Genomic DNA, 14,873 nt, shown 5'->3' with positions numbered 1-14,873 from the left:
CTTTCATAGCAACTTTGAGAAAATAAATCAATTCATGGTTAAATTATTATTGACTATTTACTATATTTAGTATATGATTGATTTGGAATAAAAAAGCATTTTTATGAAAACTACCTTACCTGACCGCTCACTAGTGATTAAAGAAAAGCTAGATAATATTATTAAAGAAATCTTATATGTAGGCAAATCAAAAATAGCAATGATTATCTTATTTGGCTCTTATGCTAGAGGAGATTGGGTAGAGGATATAGAGAAGGTAGGGGATATTAGTTATTATAAGTATCAAAGTGATTTTGATCTTTTGTTGATTTTAAAGAACGGAGAATATGCTGGCTATCCAGCTATCAACCTACAACATAAGATAGAGAACAGGCTAAGTAAAAAATTCTCATTAGATGAAAAACCACCAATTACTCTGATACTTGAACCTATTAGGTTGGTAAATAGGCAACTGGAAAAAGGGCAATATTTCTTTAGTGATATCAAGAAAGAGGGAATTCTTTTATATGATAGTGGTGAATTTATACTGTCTGAAGCTAAGGAACTATCATGGCAGGAACGCAGGCCAATAGCTGAGAAAGATTTTAAATATTGGTTTAGGAAAGGTATAGAATGCATAATTGACGTCCATAATATCTTACAAAGAAATAATTTTAATAAGTGTGCTTTTGAACTCCATCAAGCTACCGAGAGCTTTTATAATGCTATCCTGTTAGTTTTTACTGGTTACAAGACCAAGTCACATGATATACTAGGACTTGGCGATAGGGCTAGAAGTCATCATTACGATCTCTATAAGATATTTCCACATGAGACTCCTGAGCAAGAAGAGTGCTTTACGTTACTGCGAAATGCTTATGTTGATGCAAGATATGATCAAGATTATACAATTAGTAAAGAACAATTACTTTACCTTATTAACCGGGTAGAGGAATTAAAGATAGTGACTGAAAAGATATGTCTAGAAAGGATTAATAAAGAAGACTTAATGTGATTATTTTTCCTGAGGTATTTTTTCAATAAAAACTTTATCAAATTAGGAATATATACTCTTCTGCTTTGAAGAATTGTTTTTTGAAAATATAATGTTAGCATGCTCATCATTCATTTTCAAATCCAATTCTTCAAAACAGAAGAGTATAGATAATTTATGTAAAAAACTAACTATATAACTAGTATAGTCTAATGACTAATATTACCAACACTCATTGATAGGCTGGCTGAAACGAATTTCTCTAAATCTCCGTCAAGTATCCCCTTAGTATCAGAAGTTTCATGGTTGGTACGTAAATCCTTAACCATCTGATAAGGCTGTAATACATAAGATCTTATTTGATGTCCCCAACCATTTTCAGTCTTGGATGCATTTTGTTCATTAATATCATCGGTACGTTTTTTTAACTCTGACTCATAAAGCCTTGCTTTAAGCATTTTCATAGCTTGTGCTTTATTTTTATGCTGCGATCTATCATTTTGGCACTGGGTTACGATATTAGTCGGTAAGTGGGTAATCCTTACTGCAGAATCGGTAGTGTTTACATGTTGCCCCCCAGCCCCGGAAGACCTATAAGTATCAATTCTAAGATCTTTTTCATCTATTATAATGGAAATATCATCATCAATTTCTGGATATACCCAACTGCTAGCAAAACTAGTCATCCTTTTACCTGCGGCATTAAAAGGTGATATCCTAACTAGCCTATGCACACCAGATTCCGTTCTAAACCAACCATATGCTTGGTAGCCATTAATTTTGATAGTACATGATTTTATTCCAGCTTCTTCGCCATTAATAAGATGAATAATTTCGCTTTTAAAACCCAGCCTTTCTGCGAAGCGTAAATACATACGCATCATAATTGATGCCCAGTCGTGGCTTTCTGTTCCTCCAGCTCCGGCGTTGATTTCTAGAAAGCAATTATTACTGTCAAATTCTCCAGAAAATAAACATTCAGTCTCAAATTTTCCGGTAATAATAGATAGTTTCCCTAAATCTTCTTGAACTTGCTGCAAAACTTGTTGATCATTTTCAGTAAATGCCAAATCCTCAAGTTCTAAACATTCCGTAAAATTAGACTGAAGTTGTTTAAACGAGTTAAGCTTGATCTCTAGAAGTCTTTTTTCTTTTAGAATACTCGAGGCCTTCTCTTGATTATTCCATAGATCCGGATCTTCTGATATATTTTCTAGCTCTAAAAGCCTTTTGCTTGCATTATCGAAATCAAAGCGACCTCCTGAGCAGTTCTAAAGACTGTTCGATTTTTTTTACATAATGTTCAATTTCAGCACGCATTGTTAATTTTCCTACTATAAAATGGAATTTTATTATATAAAGATAAAACTTCTTTCTAATTTTAACATTATACCAAATATACCATGAATAATCAAAACTTTATCAGAAATTTCTCAATCATCGCTCATATTGATCATGGTAAGTCTACTCTAGCAGATAGATTAATTGAATATTGTGGGGGGCTGGCAGCTCGGGAGATGAGTCATCAAGTACTTGACTCAATGGACATAGAAAAAGAACGTGGTATCACTATCAAAGCACAGACTGTTAGATTAACTTACAAAGCAAAAGATGGTAATACATACTATCTAAACCTAATGGATACTCCTGGTCATGTGGATTTCTCTTATGAGGTGAGTAGATCGTTAGCTGCTTGTGAAGGTTCTTTGTTAGTAGTGGATAGTAGCCAAGGTGTTGAAGCACAAACTCTAGCAAATGTTTATCAAGCGATCGATAATAATCATGAAATTATTCCAGTTCTAAATAAAATTGATCTACCAGCTGCTGATCCTGATAAAGTTAAGCAACAGATAGAGGACGTAATTGGCATAGATGCAGGCGATGCATTGTTGATTTCTGCAAAAAGTGGTATAGGAATAGAGGAGATACTTGAAGCAATTGTTAATAGGCTGCCATGTCCAAAAACTAATCAAACAGATATTCTAAAGGCATTATTGGTTGATAGCTGGTACGATTCTTACCTAGGGGTAGTAATTTTAGTTAGAGTTATCGATGGAGTTTTACGCAAGAATATGCGTATTAAAATGATGGCTACCAATTCTACTTATAATGTTGAAAATGTTGGGTATTTTACTCCTAGAAAACATATATCAGATATTTTATACCCAGGAGAAATAGGCTTCTTTACTGCTTCAATAAAACAAGTTGCTGATTGTAAGGTTGGGGACACAATAACTGACGAGAAAAGACCTTGTCAGGAATCTCTGCCTGGTTTTAAGCCGCATTTACCGGTAGTGTTTTGTGGTTTATACCCTTCAGATGCTTCACAATTTGAGCATTTAAAAGATTCTTTAGCTAAATTAAAACTTAACGATGCTAGCTTTGAATTTGAAGTAGAGAGTTCAACAGCCTTAGGTTTTGGCTTTCGCTGTGGGTTTTTAGGGTTACTACATCTTGAAATAGTACAAGAAAGATTGGAACGCGAATTTGACCTTGATATGATAACCACCGCTCCTAGTGTGATTTATAAGATTAATATGCGTGGTGGAAATCAATTAGAAATACATAACCCAGCTGATTTGCCACCTGTGCAAAATATCGACTCAATGTTAGAGCCTTGGGTTAAGGCAACAATATTAGTACCAGATGAGTTTTTAGGTAATGTGTTATCTTTATGTACCGATAAAAGAGGGGTGCAAATTGAATTAACTTATGTAGCCGGTAGGGCTATGGTAATTTATCGATTACCGTTAAATGAGATAGTATTTGATTTTTATGATAAGTTAAAAAGTTATACAAAAGGCTATGCTAGCTTTGATTGGGAAATAGATGTTTATCAGGAGAGCGATTTGGTAAAATTATCTATTTTAGTTAATAGCGAGCCAGTTGATGCTTTATCTACTATAGTACATCGTTCAAGGTCAGAATATCGAGGTCGAGAATTGTGTAAACGCCTCAGTGATCTAATCCCAAGGCAATTATTTCAAATTGCTATTCAAGCTGCTATTGGTAGTAGAATAATTGCTAGAGAAACTGTCAAAGCAATGCGTAAAGATGTCTTATCTAAATGCTACGGCGGTGATATAACTCGTAAGCGTAAATTACTGGAAAAACAAAAAGCTGGCAAAAAACGTATGCGTAATATTGGTAATGTTGAGATACCTCAATCTGCTTTTATAGCTGCTCTTAAAATAGGAGATGAGTGATTTAGATTACTTCGCTTACGCTCGCTAATAGACGCTGTGGTATAAGTATTTGTAAACTTTCAACAGTTGTGCCCAAAGTGGCTTCTCGCTAATAGACTCTAGGCTATTTTCCCTATGACTTTTAAATGCCATGCGTAAGGTAATGGTATGGACCTCCTGATATACAGAATGAAAAGCAGTGACTAATCTTCTAGAGTTAATATTCAATATATTAAAACAACAAACAGGAGGCTAAGATGGATAGTTACCACAATTGGTATAGATATTGCAAAAAGAATTTTTCAAATTCATGGTGTAGATAAAAATGGTAAGACGGTATTAAAGAAAAAATTGATGAGAGATCAGGTTTTAACATTTATGGCTAATACGCCAAAATGTTTGGTAGGAATGGAAGCTTGCAGTGGAGCTAGTTACTGGGCAAGAGAAATAACTAAATTGGGACATATAGTAAAACTAATGACTCCACAATTTGTCAAACCGTATGTTAAAACTAATAAAAACGATCAAGCTGATGCTGAAGCTATATGTGACAAGACCTAATATGAGGTTTGTACCAATTAAAACTATAGAACAACAAGATATTTTGTCAATTCATCTGGTAAGAGAGAGATTGGTAAAAAGCCGTACGGCACTTGCGAATGAAATTAGAGGATTATTACATGAATTTGGTTTTATTATTCCTCAAGGGATCAATAAGGTTGTGATAAAATTAACTGAGATTTTAGATGAAGGAAATTTAAGTCAGCTAGGTTACCAAATATTTAGTGAACTGAAAGAGGAATTTTTGGATAATGATAAAAGAATAAAAGAGAGAGAAAAGAGATTAAAAATAATAGCTGGATTTAAACATAGTAATAAGGTATTGTAGGCTGAATTTAGTTCGTTATTAAATAATAATTATGCAAACAACAGCTGCGGTTACCAACAAAAAAACACAAATTAAAGAATATACTTCTTTTATCTTTACAATATTTTTGGCACTGATGATAAGATTTTTTGTCATGGAACTTTTTTTTGTGCCAACAGGTTCAATGAAAGCAACAGTGCTAGAGAATGATTATATTTTTTCAACAAAATATTCTTATGGATATAGTAATTATTCTTTTCCTTTTAGTCCCAATATTTTGAATGGGAGAATATGGGCGTCACAGCCACAAAGAGGAGATATAATAGTTTTTCGCCCACCAAATAATATGGATATTCGATTTATAAAAAGACTAATTGGTCTACCTGGAGATAAAGTACAATTAATCAATGATGTAGTGTATATAAATGATAAAGCCATAGAACGCACTGAAATTGGTACATATATAAGTGAAGAAGGAAAAAATTATATAAAATATAAGGAAATATTACCTAATGGTGTAAGTTATTTTTCTTATAAATTAAAACAAAATAATCATTCATTAATAAATAAATATGGTAATACGGAAAGCTTTTATGTACCAGAAGGTAAGTATTTCTTTCTTGGAGATAACAGAGATGAATCGAATGATAGTAGGATAGATTTAGGATTTGTACCGTTTAAAAATTTTATAGCCAAAGGACAATTTATTATTTTTTCTACAAAAGAAGAATTATGGCAAAGTGATATTGGGATAATTAATCAAATACTCCGTGTTGGTACTTGGCTGACATCTATTAGATTTAACAGAATATTTACATCCCTTTATACAGATAAAATATAAAATGATAACAAGTAAAGAATCAGCTCTTTCTGCTCCGGAAAAGCTTGAACAAGATATAGGATATAATTTTAATAATAAAGATCTTTTACTTGAAGCGTTAAGTCATCCTTCCCTTAAGCAACATACCCTAAAGCATGGAATTCAAAAAAACTATGAACGTTTAGAATTACTTGGTGATGCAATAATTAATTTTATCATTACTGAAATTTTATTTAAAAATTTCTCTACTTATGATGAGGGGAAATTAGCAAAAATTAGAGCATATCTAGTCTGTAAAGAATCACTTTGCAAAGTAGCTGCAAAAATCAATTTGTCAGACTATATTATTATGACCCATGGCGAAGCAGTATTAGGGGGAAGACAAAACCCTAATAATATTGAGAATACTATGGAAGCATTAATTGCTGCCATTTATCTTGATAGTAATATTGATACGACCCAAAAAATAGTATATGATTTGTGGTATGAGTTTATATCTATTACTGATTTAACTGATTATGACCCTAAAACTACTCTTCAGGAATTAGCACAAAGAAAGGGAATTGAAAGACCCGTGTATGAAGTGATAAAAAGAGAAGGATCTCCACACGCATCTATCTTCACTGTATTAGTAAAAATGGAAGCCTACCAACAAACTGGTACTGGTCATTCAGTTAAAGAAGCAGAAAAAGTTGCGGCTCGTAAATTAATGAACTACCTCAACAAGTTGTAAGGTTTAATCCGTGGGAATATCTCAAAAGACAATTTCTCTATGTATAATCGGTAAACCAAATGCTGGTAAATCATCATTATTAAACAAACTTATTGGACAAAAAATCTCCATAGTAACGAATAAAGTTCAAACGACTCGCTCCATTATAACTGGAATAGTTACTATAAAAGATACGCAGCTGATAATACTAGATACTCCAGGTATATTTGAGCCAAAGAAACAGCTGGAAAAAGCAATGGTACGGTGTGCATGGTCAAGTTTACATGGTGTAGATTTAGTTTTATTGATAATAGACAGTACGAAACCTATAGACCAATTTACTTTACAAATATTGAAAAAATTACAAAATCTTAAAATAAATTTAATGTTTTTGTTAAATAAAATCGATATTCCTTCTAAATACCTAGAAGAAATAGAAAATATTATAAGGTCTCAGTTCATAGATGCTAATATATTTAAAATATCCGTTTTAAACGGAGAAAATATCAATAATCTACTAAATTACATACAAAGCCAAGCAGAGTTGTCGCCTTGGCTATACGAAGAAGATGATGTTACTAACCTACCTATGCGATTTTTAGCAGCTGAGATAACTAGGGAACAATTATTCTTGAATCTCCACCAAGAATTACCTTATAATTTAACTGTTCAAACTGAAATGTGGCAGGAGAATAATGATAACTCTATCAAAATTCATCAGGTAATAGTGGTTTCAAAGAATTCTTATAAGACTATTATCTTAGGAAAAAATGGTTGTAAAATTAAAGAAATAGGATCTAAGGCAAGAATAGAGATGCAGCTAGCTTTTGATTGTAAAATTCACCTTTTCCTTTTTGTGAAAGTACTTGAGCTTTGGGAAAATGATCCACACTCATATAGCCATATGAGATTGCAACAGGCTCAAATATGAATTTTAAAGATATAGGTATAATAATTGCCAAAAAACCACTAAAAGAAAATACGGCTATTATTACAGTTTTTACTGAGAATCATGGCTTATATTCCGGTGTAATACGAGAAACATCTAAAAAATTTGGCTCTGTAAATCAACAAGGTAATATTGTTGATTTTTTTTGGCAAGCTAGATTACACGAGCATCTAGGAATGGCTAAATGCGAATTAATAAAATCTTACGCTGGTCTTTTAATAACTAATAAAATTAAGCTCTACGCTTTTAATTCAATTATTAGCCTTATTAAGATGGCATTTCATGAAAGAGAAAAACACAATAAATTTTTCCCAATTTTTGTAAAATATTTAAGTAGTCTAGCAAATAGTTTTATTTTTGAGGAATATATTAAATTTGAATTAGCCATACTTCAAGAATCAGGCTATGGTCTTGATCTGCACAAATGTGCGGTAACAGGTAGTAGGGAGAATCTAGGTTACGTCTCGCCAAAATCTGGAAGAGCTGTATGCTTATCAGAGGGGTTACCATATCAAGACAGGCTTCTAATCTTACCACAATTCCTAACCTCCACTAATAGCCAAATTACTAATAATGATAAAAAACAAGCTTTTAATTTAACTACATATTTTTTTCACCGGTATTTCTTTCACAACCAACAACAACTACATGCACGAGAGAATTTCATAGAATATATTATTCGATTCGCAACACTCACATTGTAAAAATAAAACTTATAGAAAATCATCCTCCAAAAGCAGAATCTGAAGAATTGTTTTGCTTTCTAGATCCCCCCCGGAAACTACTAAGTTTTTTAGATCTAGTCGGATGCTTCAATTTGCGTAGTGCTTTGGACTCTATTTGCCTAATACGTTCCCTAGTAACGTTGAATTGTTGTCCAACTTCTTCTAGTGTATGATCAGTACTCATTCCTATACCAAATCTCATTCTTAGAACTCTTTCTTCACGAGGAGTAAGAGTTGCTAAAACTCTAGTTGTGACCTCTCGTAAATTCGATTGAATTGCTGCGTCAAGCGGTAATACAGCATTTTTGTCTTCAATAAAGTCTCCAAGATAACTACCATCATCATCGCCTATTGGATTTTCTAAGCTAATTGGCTCTTTAGCTATTTTCATTACTTTTCGTACTTTATCAACTGGCATAGAAAGGCGAGCGGCAATTTCTGCCGGAGTCGGTTCATAACCTAGCTCGTTAAGCATCTGCCTAGAGGTACGAATAATTTTATTGATCGTTTCAATCATATGCACGGGAATACGTATGGTTCTAGCTTGATCAGCTATAGCTCTAGTAATAGCTTGCCTAATCCACCAAGTAGCATAAGTGGAAAATTTATATCCCCTACGATAGTCAAATTTATCAACAGCCTTCATTAACCCAATATTTCCTTCCTGAATTAAATCTAAAAACTGTAATCCACGATTTGCATATTTTTTAGCAATTGAGATAACTAGACGCAGATTAGCCTCTATCATAGCTTTTTTTGCCCTAAGGACTTGTCTTTCACCCTTTTGTATTGTATGCACTAACTTTTTAAATTCAATAATTGGCAAACCAATAGTCATTTCCATGGTTTTTAATTCACTAATCATTTGATCAATAGCATCAGATTCTTTAGCAAGGAAATTTTTCCAATTAGATTGCCTATTTTTTTGCATTTGCCTTTTCCAGCTTTCATCAATTACTGCTCCCATATATTCATTTAGGAAGTTCTGACGACTTATGCCATATTTCTCAGCTAATTTAAGGAAGCTCCCTTCTTTAGTTACTAATTCTCTATTTAGACTATATATTTTATTTAGAATTTCTTCTGTCCTTTTAGAGTGAAAATGGATACTAGAAATTTCAATAATTAGTAATTGTAGATTCTTGGTATATTTTTTGTTATCATGCAATCCTTTAGGCTGAGGATAACGTGTGTAATGTTTTTTTGCCTCAATTAACAACTCTTCAGAAAGTTTAGAAACTTTTTCCATACGCTTGATAACACTAGGTAATAACTGTAACTCAATAGTAGCTATTGATAAATTACTAGCTTCTTCATGTTCTTCATGATCTGATTCTATATAATTATTTTGATTCTCTTCAGAATTACTATCATCCCCGTTGAGCATATTAGCTTCTAGATCAATCAAATCTCGGAGTAGTATTTTTTCATTAACTAAATCTTCATGCCATTTTATAAAGAATTTCATCGATATTGGATTTTCACAAAGTGACTTAACCATTATCTCTTTGCCTTCTTCAATATCTTGGGCTACTTCTATTTCAGTCTCACGAGAAAAAAGTCCAACTCCTCCCATATCTCGTAAATATAATCTTACTGGATCATCGGTCGTACCTAAATTTTCTTCTTCACTTTCGTCTTCAGGCTCACGATCAACATTATTAGATAGTTTAAATTCATCATCTACATTAATATCAAGTTTGATCTCGTCATCATCACCTTCTATAATATCAACTCCAGCCTCAGAAAACTTTGATATTACCTTTTCTAAATCGTTTACTGATATATTATTAGTCATTGGAATGACTTTATTTAGATCATAATAAGTGACTGCAGTGCCTTTTTCTTTAGCTGTTTTAACTAGGTTATCAACTGCAGTACCAACTGCAGTACCTTTCACATCTATTTTCTCTTTTGCTTCTGTCATAATTTATAAACCTTGGGTCAATTAGTAAAAGATTCGTTTAGATTATAAATCTCTTTAGAGATTTTCAAAATTTCTTCTCGATATAATATAGCTTTTTTTAGCTCTTCATCTGAGCCATTTTGAATAATTGAGGTATATTCTTGTTTTAATAGCACTAGGTGATGTTTTTTATGCAACCATTGCCAAAGTAAGTCAGAATCGATATCATCCTTATTAAATGACAAATCTAGAAATAGATTATTGGATTTTGACAATACTGAAAAAGTGTCATAAAATCCAGTTTTTTCTGCCAAACCAATAATATTTTCCTGATCTAATATATCGTTGCTAATAATTTCTGCAAAATACCAATCACGAAAAGCTTCAAGCATTTTATTTTGGAAATTTAACGTTAATAAGAAATCCTTTATTTCTTGCTTTTTGGTCATTTCAGGAAATTTAACCAATATTATACAAAAAGTTTGTTCTAATATTTCGATTTCTGAATAGTTAGGAGTGGTAGATGTAATATTTGAACTTGTTATAGTTACTTTATTTTGCCGTTTAATTAAATTTTGCCATATCTGATCTTTAAAATATCGATAATAATTATTGCTAAGTAGTTTATCCTTTATTTGTTTACAATAATCTCCAAGATTTTTTTCCAAAATAGCTTTGTCTTCTGGAGTTGAGAAAATCTTACCTTCATATTCAGAACGCCAAATCATTTCAGATAGATTAATTCTTTTATCAAAAATTTGTGTAAAACTTCCTACACCATCTTTATTTATAATATCATCAGGGTCACTTCCGCTAGGTAACACCACAAAGGAAATTTTCTTATTGCCATTTATCAGAGGTAGTACTAGATTAATTACCCGATGGGTGGCTTTTATTCCTGCTATATCCCCATCTAAACAGAGTACTATTTCATCTCCGGCACGCCATAATTTTTGTAGGTGATTCTCTGTAACCGAAGTACCAAGACTTGCCATTGCTTCTTTAAAACCAGCTTGGTGTAAGGCAATAACATCCAAGTACCCTTCAACTAAGATTGAATGATTTTTCTTATAGGCAACACTAATCGCATTATTCTCCCCATATAATGTTTCATTTTTTTGAAATAATATGGTTTCCGGAGAATTTAAATATTTAGGTAACCCCTCACCAAGCACTCGCCCCCCAAAACCAACTACTTTATTATAAACATTCTTAATCGGAAAGATTATCCGATTATAAAATATCTCATATATTGTACCATCATCTCGCTTGCCCACTAAGCCTGCTTTTTGAAGTTTTTTCAAAGATATTGATTTTTTTTCAAAAAATTTCTGTAATGCTTTAGCTGGAGGAGCAAAACCGATGGAGAATTCCTTAATTGCTTCTTTACTAATACCGCGGTCATGTAAGTAGCTACATACTTCTTGTGACAATTGTGATGTAAAAAATCTTTCAGCCATCTCTAAGATATCAAATAGTTCATCCGATTCTTCATAGAGTTTCTGTTGTGCTGCTGTTAATTTAGGCAATTCAATGCCATAATCATTAGCAAGTTTAATGGCTGCTTCCTTATAAGATAAACCGCTAAAGTTGGAAACAAACTTTATAACATCCCCGTGAACAGCACAGCCAAAGCAATAATAAAACTTCTTGGCATCGTTTACAGTGAATGATGGAGATTTTTCAACATGGAAAGGACATAGTCCCAAGTAATTTACAGATTTCTTAGTTAAGACTACTTTTTGTCTAACAATATCTGATAAATTAATCCGAGTTCTAAGAAGTTCATAAAATTCTAATGGAATTCTCATAAACTTAAAATAAAGGTGAATATGATTGTAGAGAAACAGTAGCTAAGAGGTATTAATAAATTATCGTTTATTGATACCTCTTTTGAGTAGAATTCACTAATAGTAGCAACTATAGAACTAATTATGATAACAGTAAAACTAGTGTGATAGCCGATGAAAAAATACACTAATATGCTAATAAAAATTGCAGAAATTAGAAAGGCAATGGAACCTTCCAATGATTTGCCATTTTTTAGAGGCGCACCTATTTTTGTACCCACTAACGCAGCAAGACAATCAGCTATTATCAATATAAGCCAAGATGAAATCGCTAAACCTTTTGAAAATAAAAGAGCAGTTAAGAAAAACCCAACCACCATAAAACTGCTACCACTTAGTCTGAATAAACCACTCTGTTCTTCAGGTCTCATAAACTTTCCAAGAAATTTATCTGTAAATTTCTTAACATATAAATTATAATGCCTTGTAATATCTATATATAATACACATATTATAAGTAGAAATAATAGCGTAGTAACAACTAATTTAGATGAAAATAAATAAAAAAGTGGTATAATCAAGCTGTATAAATGGAAAGTTTTACGTTGTATTTCAAAATTAAAGAGTTTAGTTTGCATAATAACCTAAAAGGCCTATTTGACAAAGTTTGACACAACAAATATACTAGAAAACTTAACTTAGACAAGACATATTATTATGGCAGATTTTCCTATTACACATAAAGGGTTTGATAGTTTAGAAAAAGAAATTAAACATCTTAAACATATAGAACGACCAAAAGTAATTGAAGCTATAGCAACGGCTAGAGACTTTGGAGATTTATCTGAGAATGCAGAATACCATGCAGCGCGGGAAAAACAAAGTTTTATTGAAGGTCGCATTGTGGATCTTGAAGATAAAATAGCAAGAGCTAAAATTATTGATACCTCAAAACTCTCCGGTGATACCATAAAATTTGGGGCGTTAGTTAAGTTGATCGATGATGAAACAGAGGAAATAGTTATATATCATATTGTTGGAGAGTATGAAGCAGATATAACCAAAAAGAGGGTATCCATAGTATCGCCAATTGCTAAGGCTCTCATCGGTAAAGGGGTTGGAGATATAGTAGAAGTAACTACTCCTAAAGGTTCAAAATCTTATGAGGTTTTAGAAGTATCCTATCAAGAATTAGTAGATATTTAAGATAATAACTATTAGTGCTAGCTTATTTATATGTTATAACCTGAATTAGATGTAACTTGTTACATCTAATTCAGTATTGTATATAGAAACAATCAGGTTTGAAGCTGTTCTACTCGATAGTCAAGAATTAACCGAGATTTTAGATGAAGGAAATTTGAGTCAGCTAGGTTACCAATTAAAGATATTGTACTTTTTTATGGCGGTAATCCAAACTTGGTGGAGCTGAAAATATGATCCCATTCGAACTTTCGACAGTTGTGGGTCTATACTCTTAGGTCTATGGTAAACATGGCTAAAGAATTAGGCTTAAGAAGTAAAAAGAATTGTCCCTAAATAAAACTGTTATACATCAGACTTCTTTCGAAACTCTACTTCTGCTGGTGATTTGTACGTCGATGCGGTACTCGAATCCTCACGTACACTAGAGTACGCTGCGGGTCGAGGTTCCGCGTCTCCTTCAAATCCCTCAGCATAAGCGAGTTTCGAAAGAAGTCTATCGTTTAATACAACAACCATTTTATTACGGTGAAATGAGAGTAAAAGGAGAGATGTGGTCACATGGTTACTAGGCAATTATAACAAAAGAGACCCTATCATACTTAAAAAATACTAATGAGCTAAAAAAAGCTGAGCATGACCAAGCAACAGCTTCATTAAAGAAAGAACATACCGAAAATGAAAATAGATTAAATTCATTAATAGATTTGCGACTCAGTGGTGAACTTAGCAAAAAAGAATTTCAAACAAAAAAACAACAATTGAAAGATCGCCAATATGAAATTGATCGTTTACTGAAAACTTATGATGAAGCAGATGATAAATTTACTGATACCGCTACAATGCTGATAACTCTAGCATCGCAAGGTCTATGAAACTTTCAAAGGTTCTGAAAGCCCTCAAAAACGCAAAATGATAAATTTCGTATTTCATAACCTCAAACTAAGAGGCAAAAAACTTGAGACCTCTCTACGTTTCCCTTTCGATATTTAAAAAAAACGATGACTTGTACTACAGTGGCGGATAGGGTGGGATTCGAACCCACGGTACGGTTGCCCGCACGCTAGTTTTCAAGACTAGATCCTTAAACCACTCGGACACCTATCCAAGGTAATACATATCAGATAGATTGAAAAAATTCAAGTATAAATGTTTATAAGAGGGGTCAGGGTAATTTAAATTTTTTAGTAGATCATTAAAAATTAGTGTTACAAACTCCCATGATCTAAATAAATTAATTATAATTAATTATTTTAGTTATTTACTTTTTGATGGTTATACCTTATTATCTAGAAATATTAATTTTATATATAGAATCTTATCTATGGCAAATTTACAAACCAAACTTAGCTCATTAATGGTGCAAAAAAATATAAATGCTGTAGAGATAGAGAAAAAAACTGGATTAAGTAGAAATACTGTTTATAGCATTTTGTATGGTAGTTCAAAAAACCCTAGTGCTAATAATTTACAATTAATTGCAAAAGCCTTAGATATTAGCCTAGAAGCTCTTGTTGTTGATAACGAAATAAGCCATGAAGTGCTAACTATTGATCAAATGAAAATTTTTAGTAAAGCCACTAGTGCAACAATTAATATGTTAATTGAAAGAAACTTAAATTTTTCATTTACAAATCTTACAGTTCTAATAAAAGAAGTATATGAATATGCACTGAAAAAACAGTCTGTTGATAATACATTTATAGATTGGATGATTGATAAATATCACAAACCTTAATCTT

General features: G+C 32.3%; 14 protein-coding genes, 1 tRNA gene and 1 pseudogene. 10 read left to right on the top strand and 6 right to left on the bottom strand.

The features are described 5' to 3' along the window. Nucleotides 1-103 precede the first annotated feature (103 nt). Nucleotides 104-994 (top strand): HEPN domain-containing protein, encoded by an 891-nt coding sequence (locus ACQH1W_RS00815; protein WP_375332497.1) that lies wholly within the window; start codon nt 104-106, stop codon nt 992-994. Between the two features lie 188 nt (nt 995-1,182). On the opposite strand, the gene prfB is transcribed toward ACQH1W_RS00815, so the two are convergent. Beyond that, a protein-coding gene (gene prfB / locus ACQH1W_RS00810) for a peptide chain release factor 2 (RefSeq protein ID WP_341762514.1) occupies nt 1,183-2,293 on the bottom strand; the annotation gives its coding sequence in 2 pieces (ribosomal slippage) (nt 1,183-2,223 and nt 2,225-2,293; 1,110 coding nt in all). Between the two features lie 83 nt (nt 2,294-2,376). Here prfB and lepA point away from each other — a divergent pair. The 6 genes and pseudogenes from lepA (at nt 2,377) to recO (ending at nt 8,211) form a co-directional block, all read left to right on the top strand. Next, entirely contained in the window at nt 2,377-4,179 is a 1,803-nt protein-coding gene (lepA, locus tag ACQH1W_RS00805; RefSeq protein ID WP_341761419.1) for a translation elongation factor 4, read from the top strand. 240 nt (nt 4,180-4,419) lie between these two features. Beyond that, nucleotides 4,420-4,874 (top strand): annotated as a pseudogene (locus ACQH1W_RS00800) (IS110 family transposase); the annotation flags it as partial. 204 nt (nt 4,875-5,078) lie between these two features. After that, entirely contained in the window at nt 5,079-5,867 is a 789-nt protein-coding gene (gene lepB, locus ACQH1W_RS00795; protein ID WP_375332498.1) for a signal peptidase I, read from the top strand. A gap of 1 nt (nt 5,868) precedes the next feature. Then, a complete protein-coding gene (gene rnc, locus ACQH1W_RS00790) occupies nt 5,869-6,579 on the top strand; it encodes a ribonuclease III (protein WP_375332499.1) in 711 nt (236 codons plus the stop codon). Nucleotides 6,580-6,589: 10 nt separating this feature from the next. Beyond that, on the top strand, nt 6,590-7,489 hold the full coding sequence (gene era / locus ACQH1W_RS00785) for a GTPase Era (RefSeq protein WP_425361068.1): 900 nt from the start codon (nt 6,590-6,592) through the stop codon (nt 7,487-7,489). Continuing rightward, the gene (gene recO / locus ACQH1W_RS00780) at nt 7,486-8,211 is read left to right on the top strand and encodes a DNA repair protein RecO (protein ID WP_375332501.1); all 726 of its coding nucleotides are present in this window, start codon (nt 7,486-7,488) and stop codon (nt 8,209-8,211) included. The genes era and recO overlap by 4 nt, the downstream gene beginning before the upstream one ends. A gap of 19 nt (nt 8,212-8,230) precedes the next feature. Here the strand turns inward: recO and rpoD are convergent, their stop codons facing one another. Genes rpoD through ACQH1W_RS00765 form a run of 3 tightly spaced genes read right to left on the bottom strand, consistent with a single transcriptional unit; the run spans nt 8,231 to nt 12,566 of the window. After that, nucleotides 8,231-10,159 (bottom strand): RNA polymerase sigma factor RpoD, encoded by a 1,929-nt coding sequence (gene rpoD, locus ACQH1W_RS00775; RefSeq protein ID WP_341762520.1) that lies wholly within the window; start codon nt 10,157-10,159, stop codon nt 8,231-8,233. A 17-nt stretch (nt 10,160-10,176) separates the two neighbouring features. Continuing rightward, nucleotides 10,177-11,949 (bottom strand): DNA primase, encoded by a 1,773-nt coding sequence (gene dnaG, locus ACQH1W_RS00770; RefSeq protein ID WP_425361067.1) that lies wholly within the window; start codon nt 11,947-11,949, stop codon nt 10,177-10,179. Continuing rightward, nucleotides 11,946-12,566 carry a diacylglycerol/polyprenol kinase family protein gene (locus ACQH1W_RS00765; protein WP_425361066.1) on the bottom strand — a complete coding sequence of 207 codons (621 nt, stop codon included), beginning with the start codon at nt 12,564-12,566 and terminating at the stop codon, nt 11,946-11,948. Before ACQH1W_RS00765 ends, dnaG begins: the two co-directional genes overlap by 4 nt. 76 nt (nt 12,567-12,642) lie before the next feature. On the opposite strand from ACQH1W_RS00765, the gene greA reads away from it, so the two are divergent. Then, nucleotides 12,643-13,134, top strand: a complete 492-nt coding sequence (gene greA / locus ACQH1W_RS00760; RefSeq protein ID WP_341752303.1) for a transcription elongation factor GreA — start codon at nt 12,643-12,645, stop codon at nt 13,132-13,134. Nucleotides 13,135-13,476: 342 nt separating this feature from the next. Here greA and ACQH1W_RS00755 read toward each other — a convergent pair whose 3' ends face one another. Beyond that, nucleotides 13,477-13,650, bottom strand: a complete 174-nt coding sequence (locus ACQH1W_RS00755) for a palindromic element RPE1 domain-containing protein (protein WP_375332504.1) — start codon at nt 13,648-13,650, stop codon at nt 13,477-13,479. A gap of 188 nt (nt 13,651-13,838) precedes the next feature. Here ACQH1W_RS00755 and ACQH1W_RS00750 point away from each other — a divergent pair, with 188 nt between their 5' ends. Further along, nucleotides 13,839-14,006, top strand: a complete 168-nt coding sequence (locus ACQH1W_RS00750) for a hypothetical protein (RefSeq protein WP_375332505.1) — start codon at nt 13,839-13,841, stop codon at nt 14,004-14,006. Nucleotides 14,007-14,148: 142 nt separating this feature from the next. On the opposite strand, the gene ACQH1W_RS00745 is transcribed toward ACQH1W_RS00750, so the two are convergent. Beyond that, nucleotides 14,149-14,238: transfer RNA gene (locus ACQH1W_RS00745), tRNA-Ser, on the bottom strand. A 217-nt stretch (nt 14,239-14,455) separates the two neighbouring features. Between ACQH1W_RS00745 and ACQH1W_RS00740 the strand changes: the two genes are divergently transcribed. Further along, nucleotides 14,456-14,869 carry a helix-turn-helix domain-containing protein gene (locus tag ACQH1W_RS00740; protein ID WP_341751650.1) on the top strand — a complete coding sequence of 138 codons (414 nt, stop codon included), beginning with the start codon at nt 14,456-14,458 and terminating at the stop codon, nt 14,867-14,869. Nucleotides 14,870-14,873: the final 4 nt, after the last annotated feature.

The organism is Candidatus Tisiphia endosymbiont of Stenodema calcarata (assembly GCF_964030695.1).
In the GTDB taxonomy this organism is placed as follows: domain Bacteria; phylum Pseudomonadota; class Alphaproteobacteria; order Rickettsiales; family Rickettsiaceae; genus Tisiphia.
The sequence above is the reverse complement of the archived record's forward strand: the minus strand, read 5'-3'. Positions and strand labels throughout refer to the sequence as shown.

What these genes read in the sequence shown, in the direction of transcription:
- ACQH1W_RS00740 (WP_341751650.1), top strand. Translation starts at nt 14,456, where the DNA reads ATGGCAAATTTACAAACCAAACTTAGCTCATTAATGGTGCAAAAAAAT.
- dnaG (WP_425361067.1), bottom strand. Translation starts at nt 11,949, where the DNA reads ATGAGAATTCCATTAGAATTTTATGAACTTCTTAGAACTCGGATTAAT.
- ACQH1W_RS00815 (WP_375332497.1), top strand. Translation starts at nt 104, where the DNA reads ATGAAAACTACCTTACCTGACCGCTCACTAGTGATTAAAGAAAAGCTA.
- rpoD (WP_341762520.1), bottom strand. Translation starts at nt 10,159, where the DNA reads ATGACAGAAGCAAAAGAGAAAATAGATGTGAAAGGTACTGCAGTTGGT.
- lepA (WP_341761419.1), top strand. Translation starts at nt 2,377, where the DNA reads ATGAATAATCAAAACTTTATCAGAAATTTCTCAATCATCGCTCATATT.
- ACQH1W_RS00765 (WP_425361066.1), bottom strand. Translation starts at nt 12,566, where the DNA reads ATGCAAACTAAACTCTTTAATTTTGAAATACAACGTAAAACTTTCCAT.
- recO (WP_375332501.1), top strand. Translation starts at nt 7,486, where the DNA reads ATGAATTTTAAAGATATAGGTATAATAATTGCCAAAAAACCACTAAAA.
- lepB (WP_375332498.1), top strand. Translation starts at nt 5,079, where the DNA reads ATGCAAACAACAGCTGCGGTTACCAACAAAAAAACACAAATTAAAGAA.
- rnc (WP_375332499.1), top strand. Translation starts at nt 5,869, where the DNA reads ATGATAACAAGTAAAGAATCAGCTCTTTCTGCTCCGGAAAAGCTTGAA.
- ACQH1W_RS00755 (WP_375332504.1), bottom strand. Translation starts at nt 13,650, where the DNA reads ATGGTTGTTGTATTAAACGATAGACTTCTTTCGAAACTCGCTTATGCT.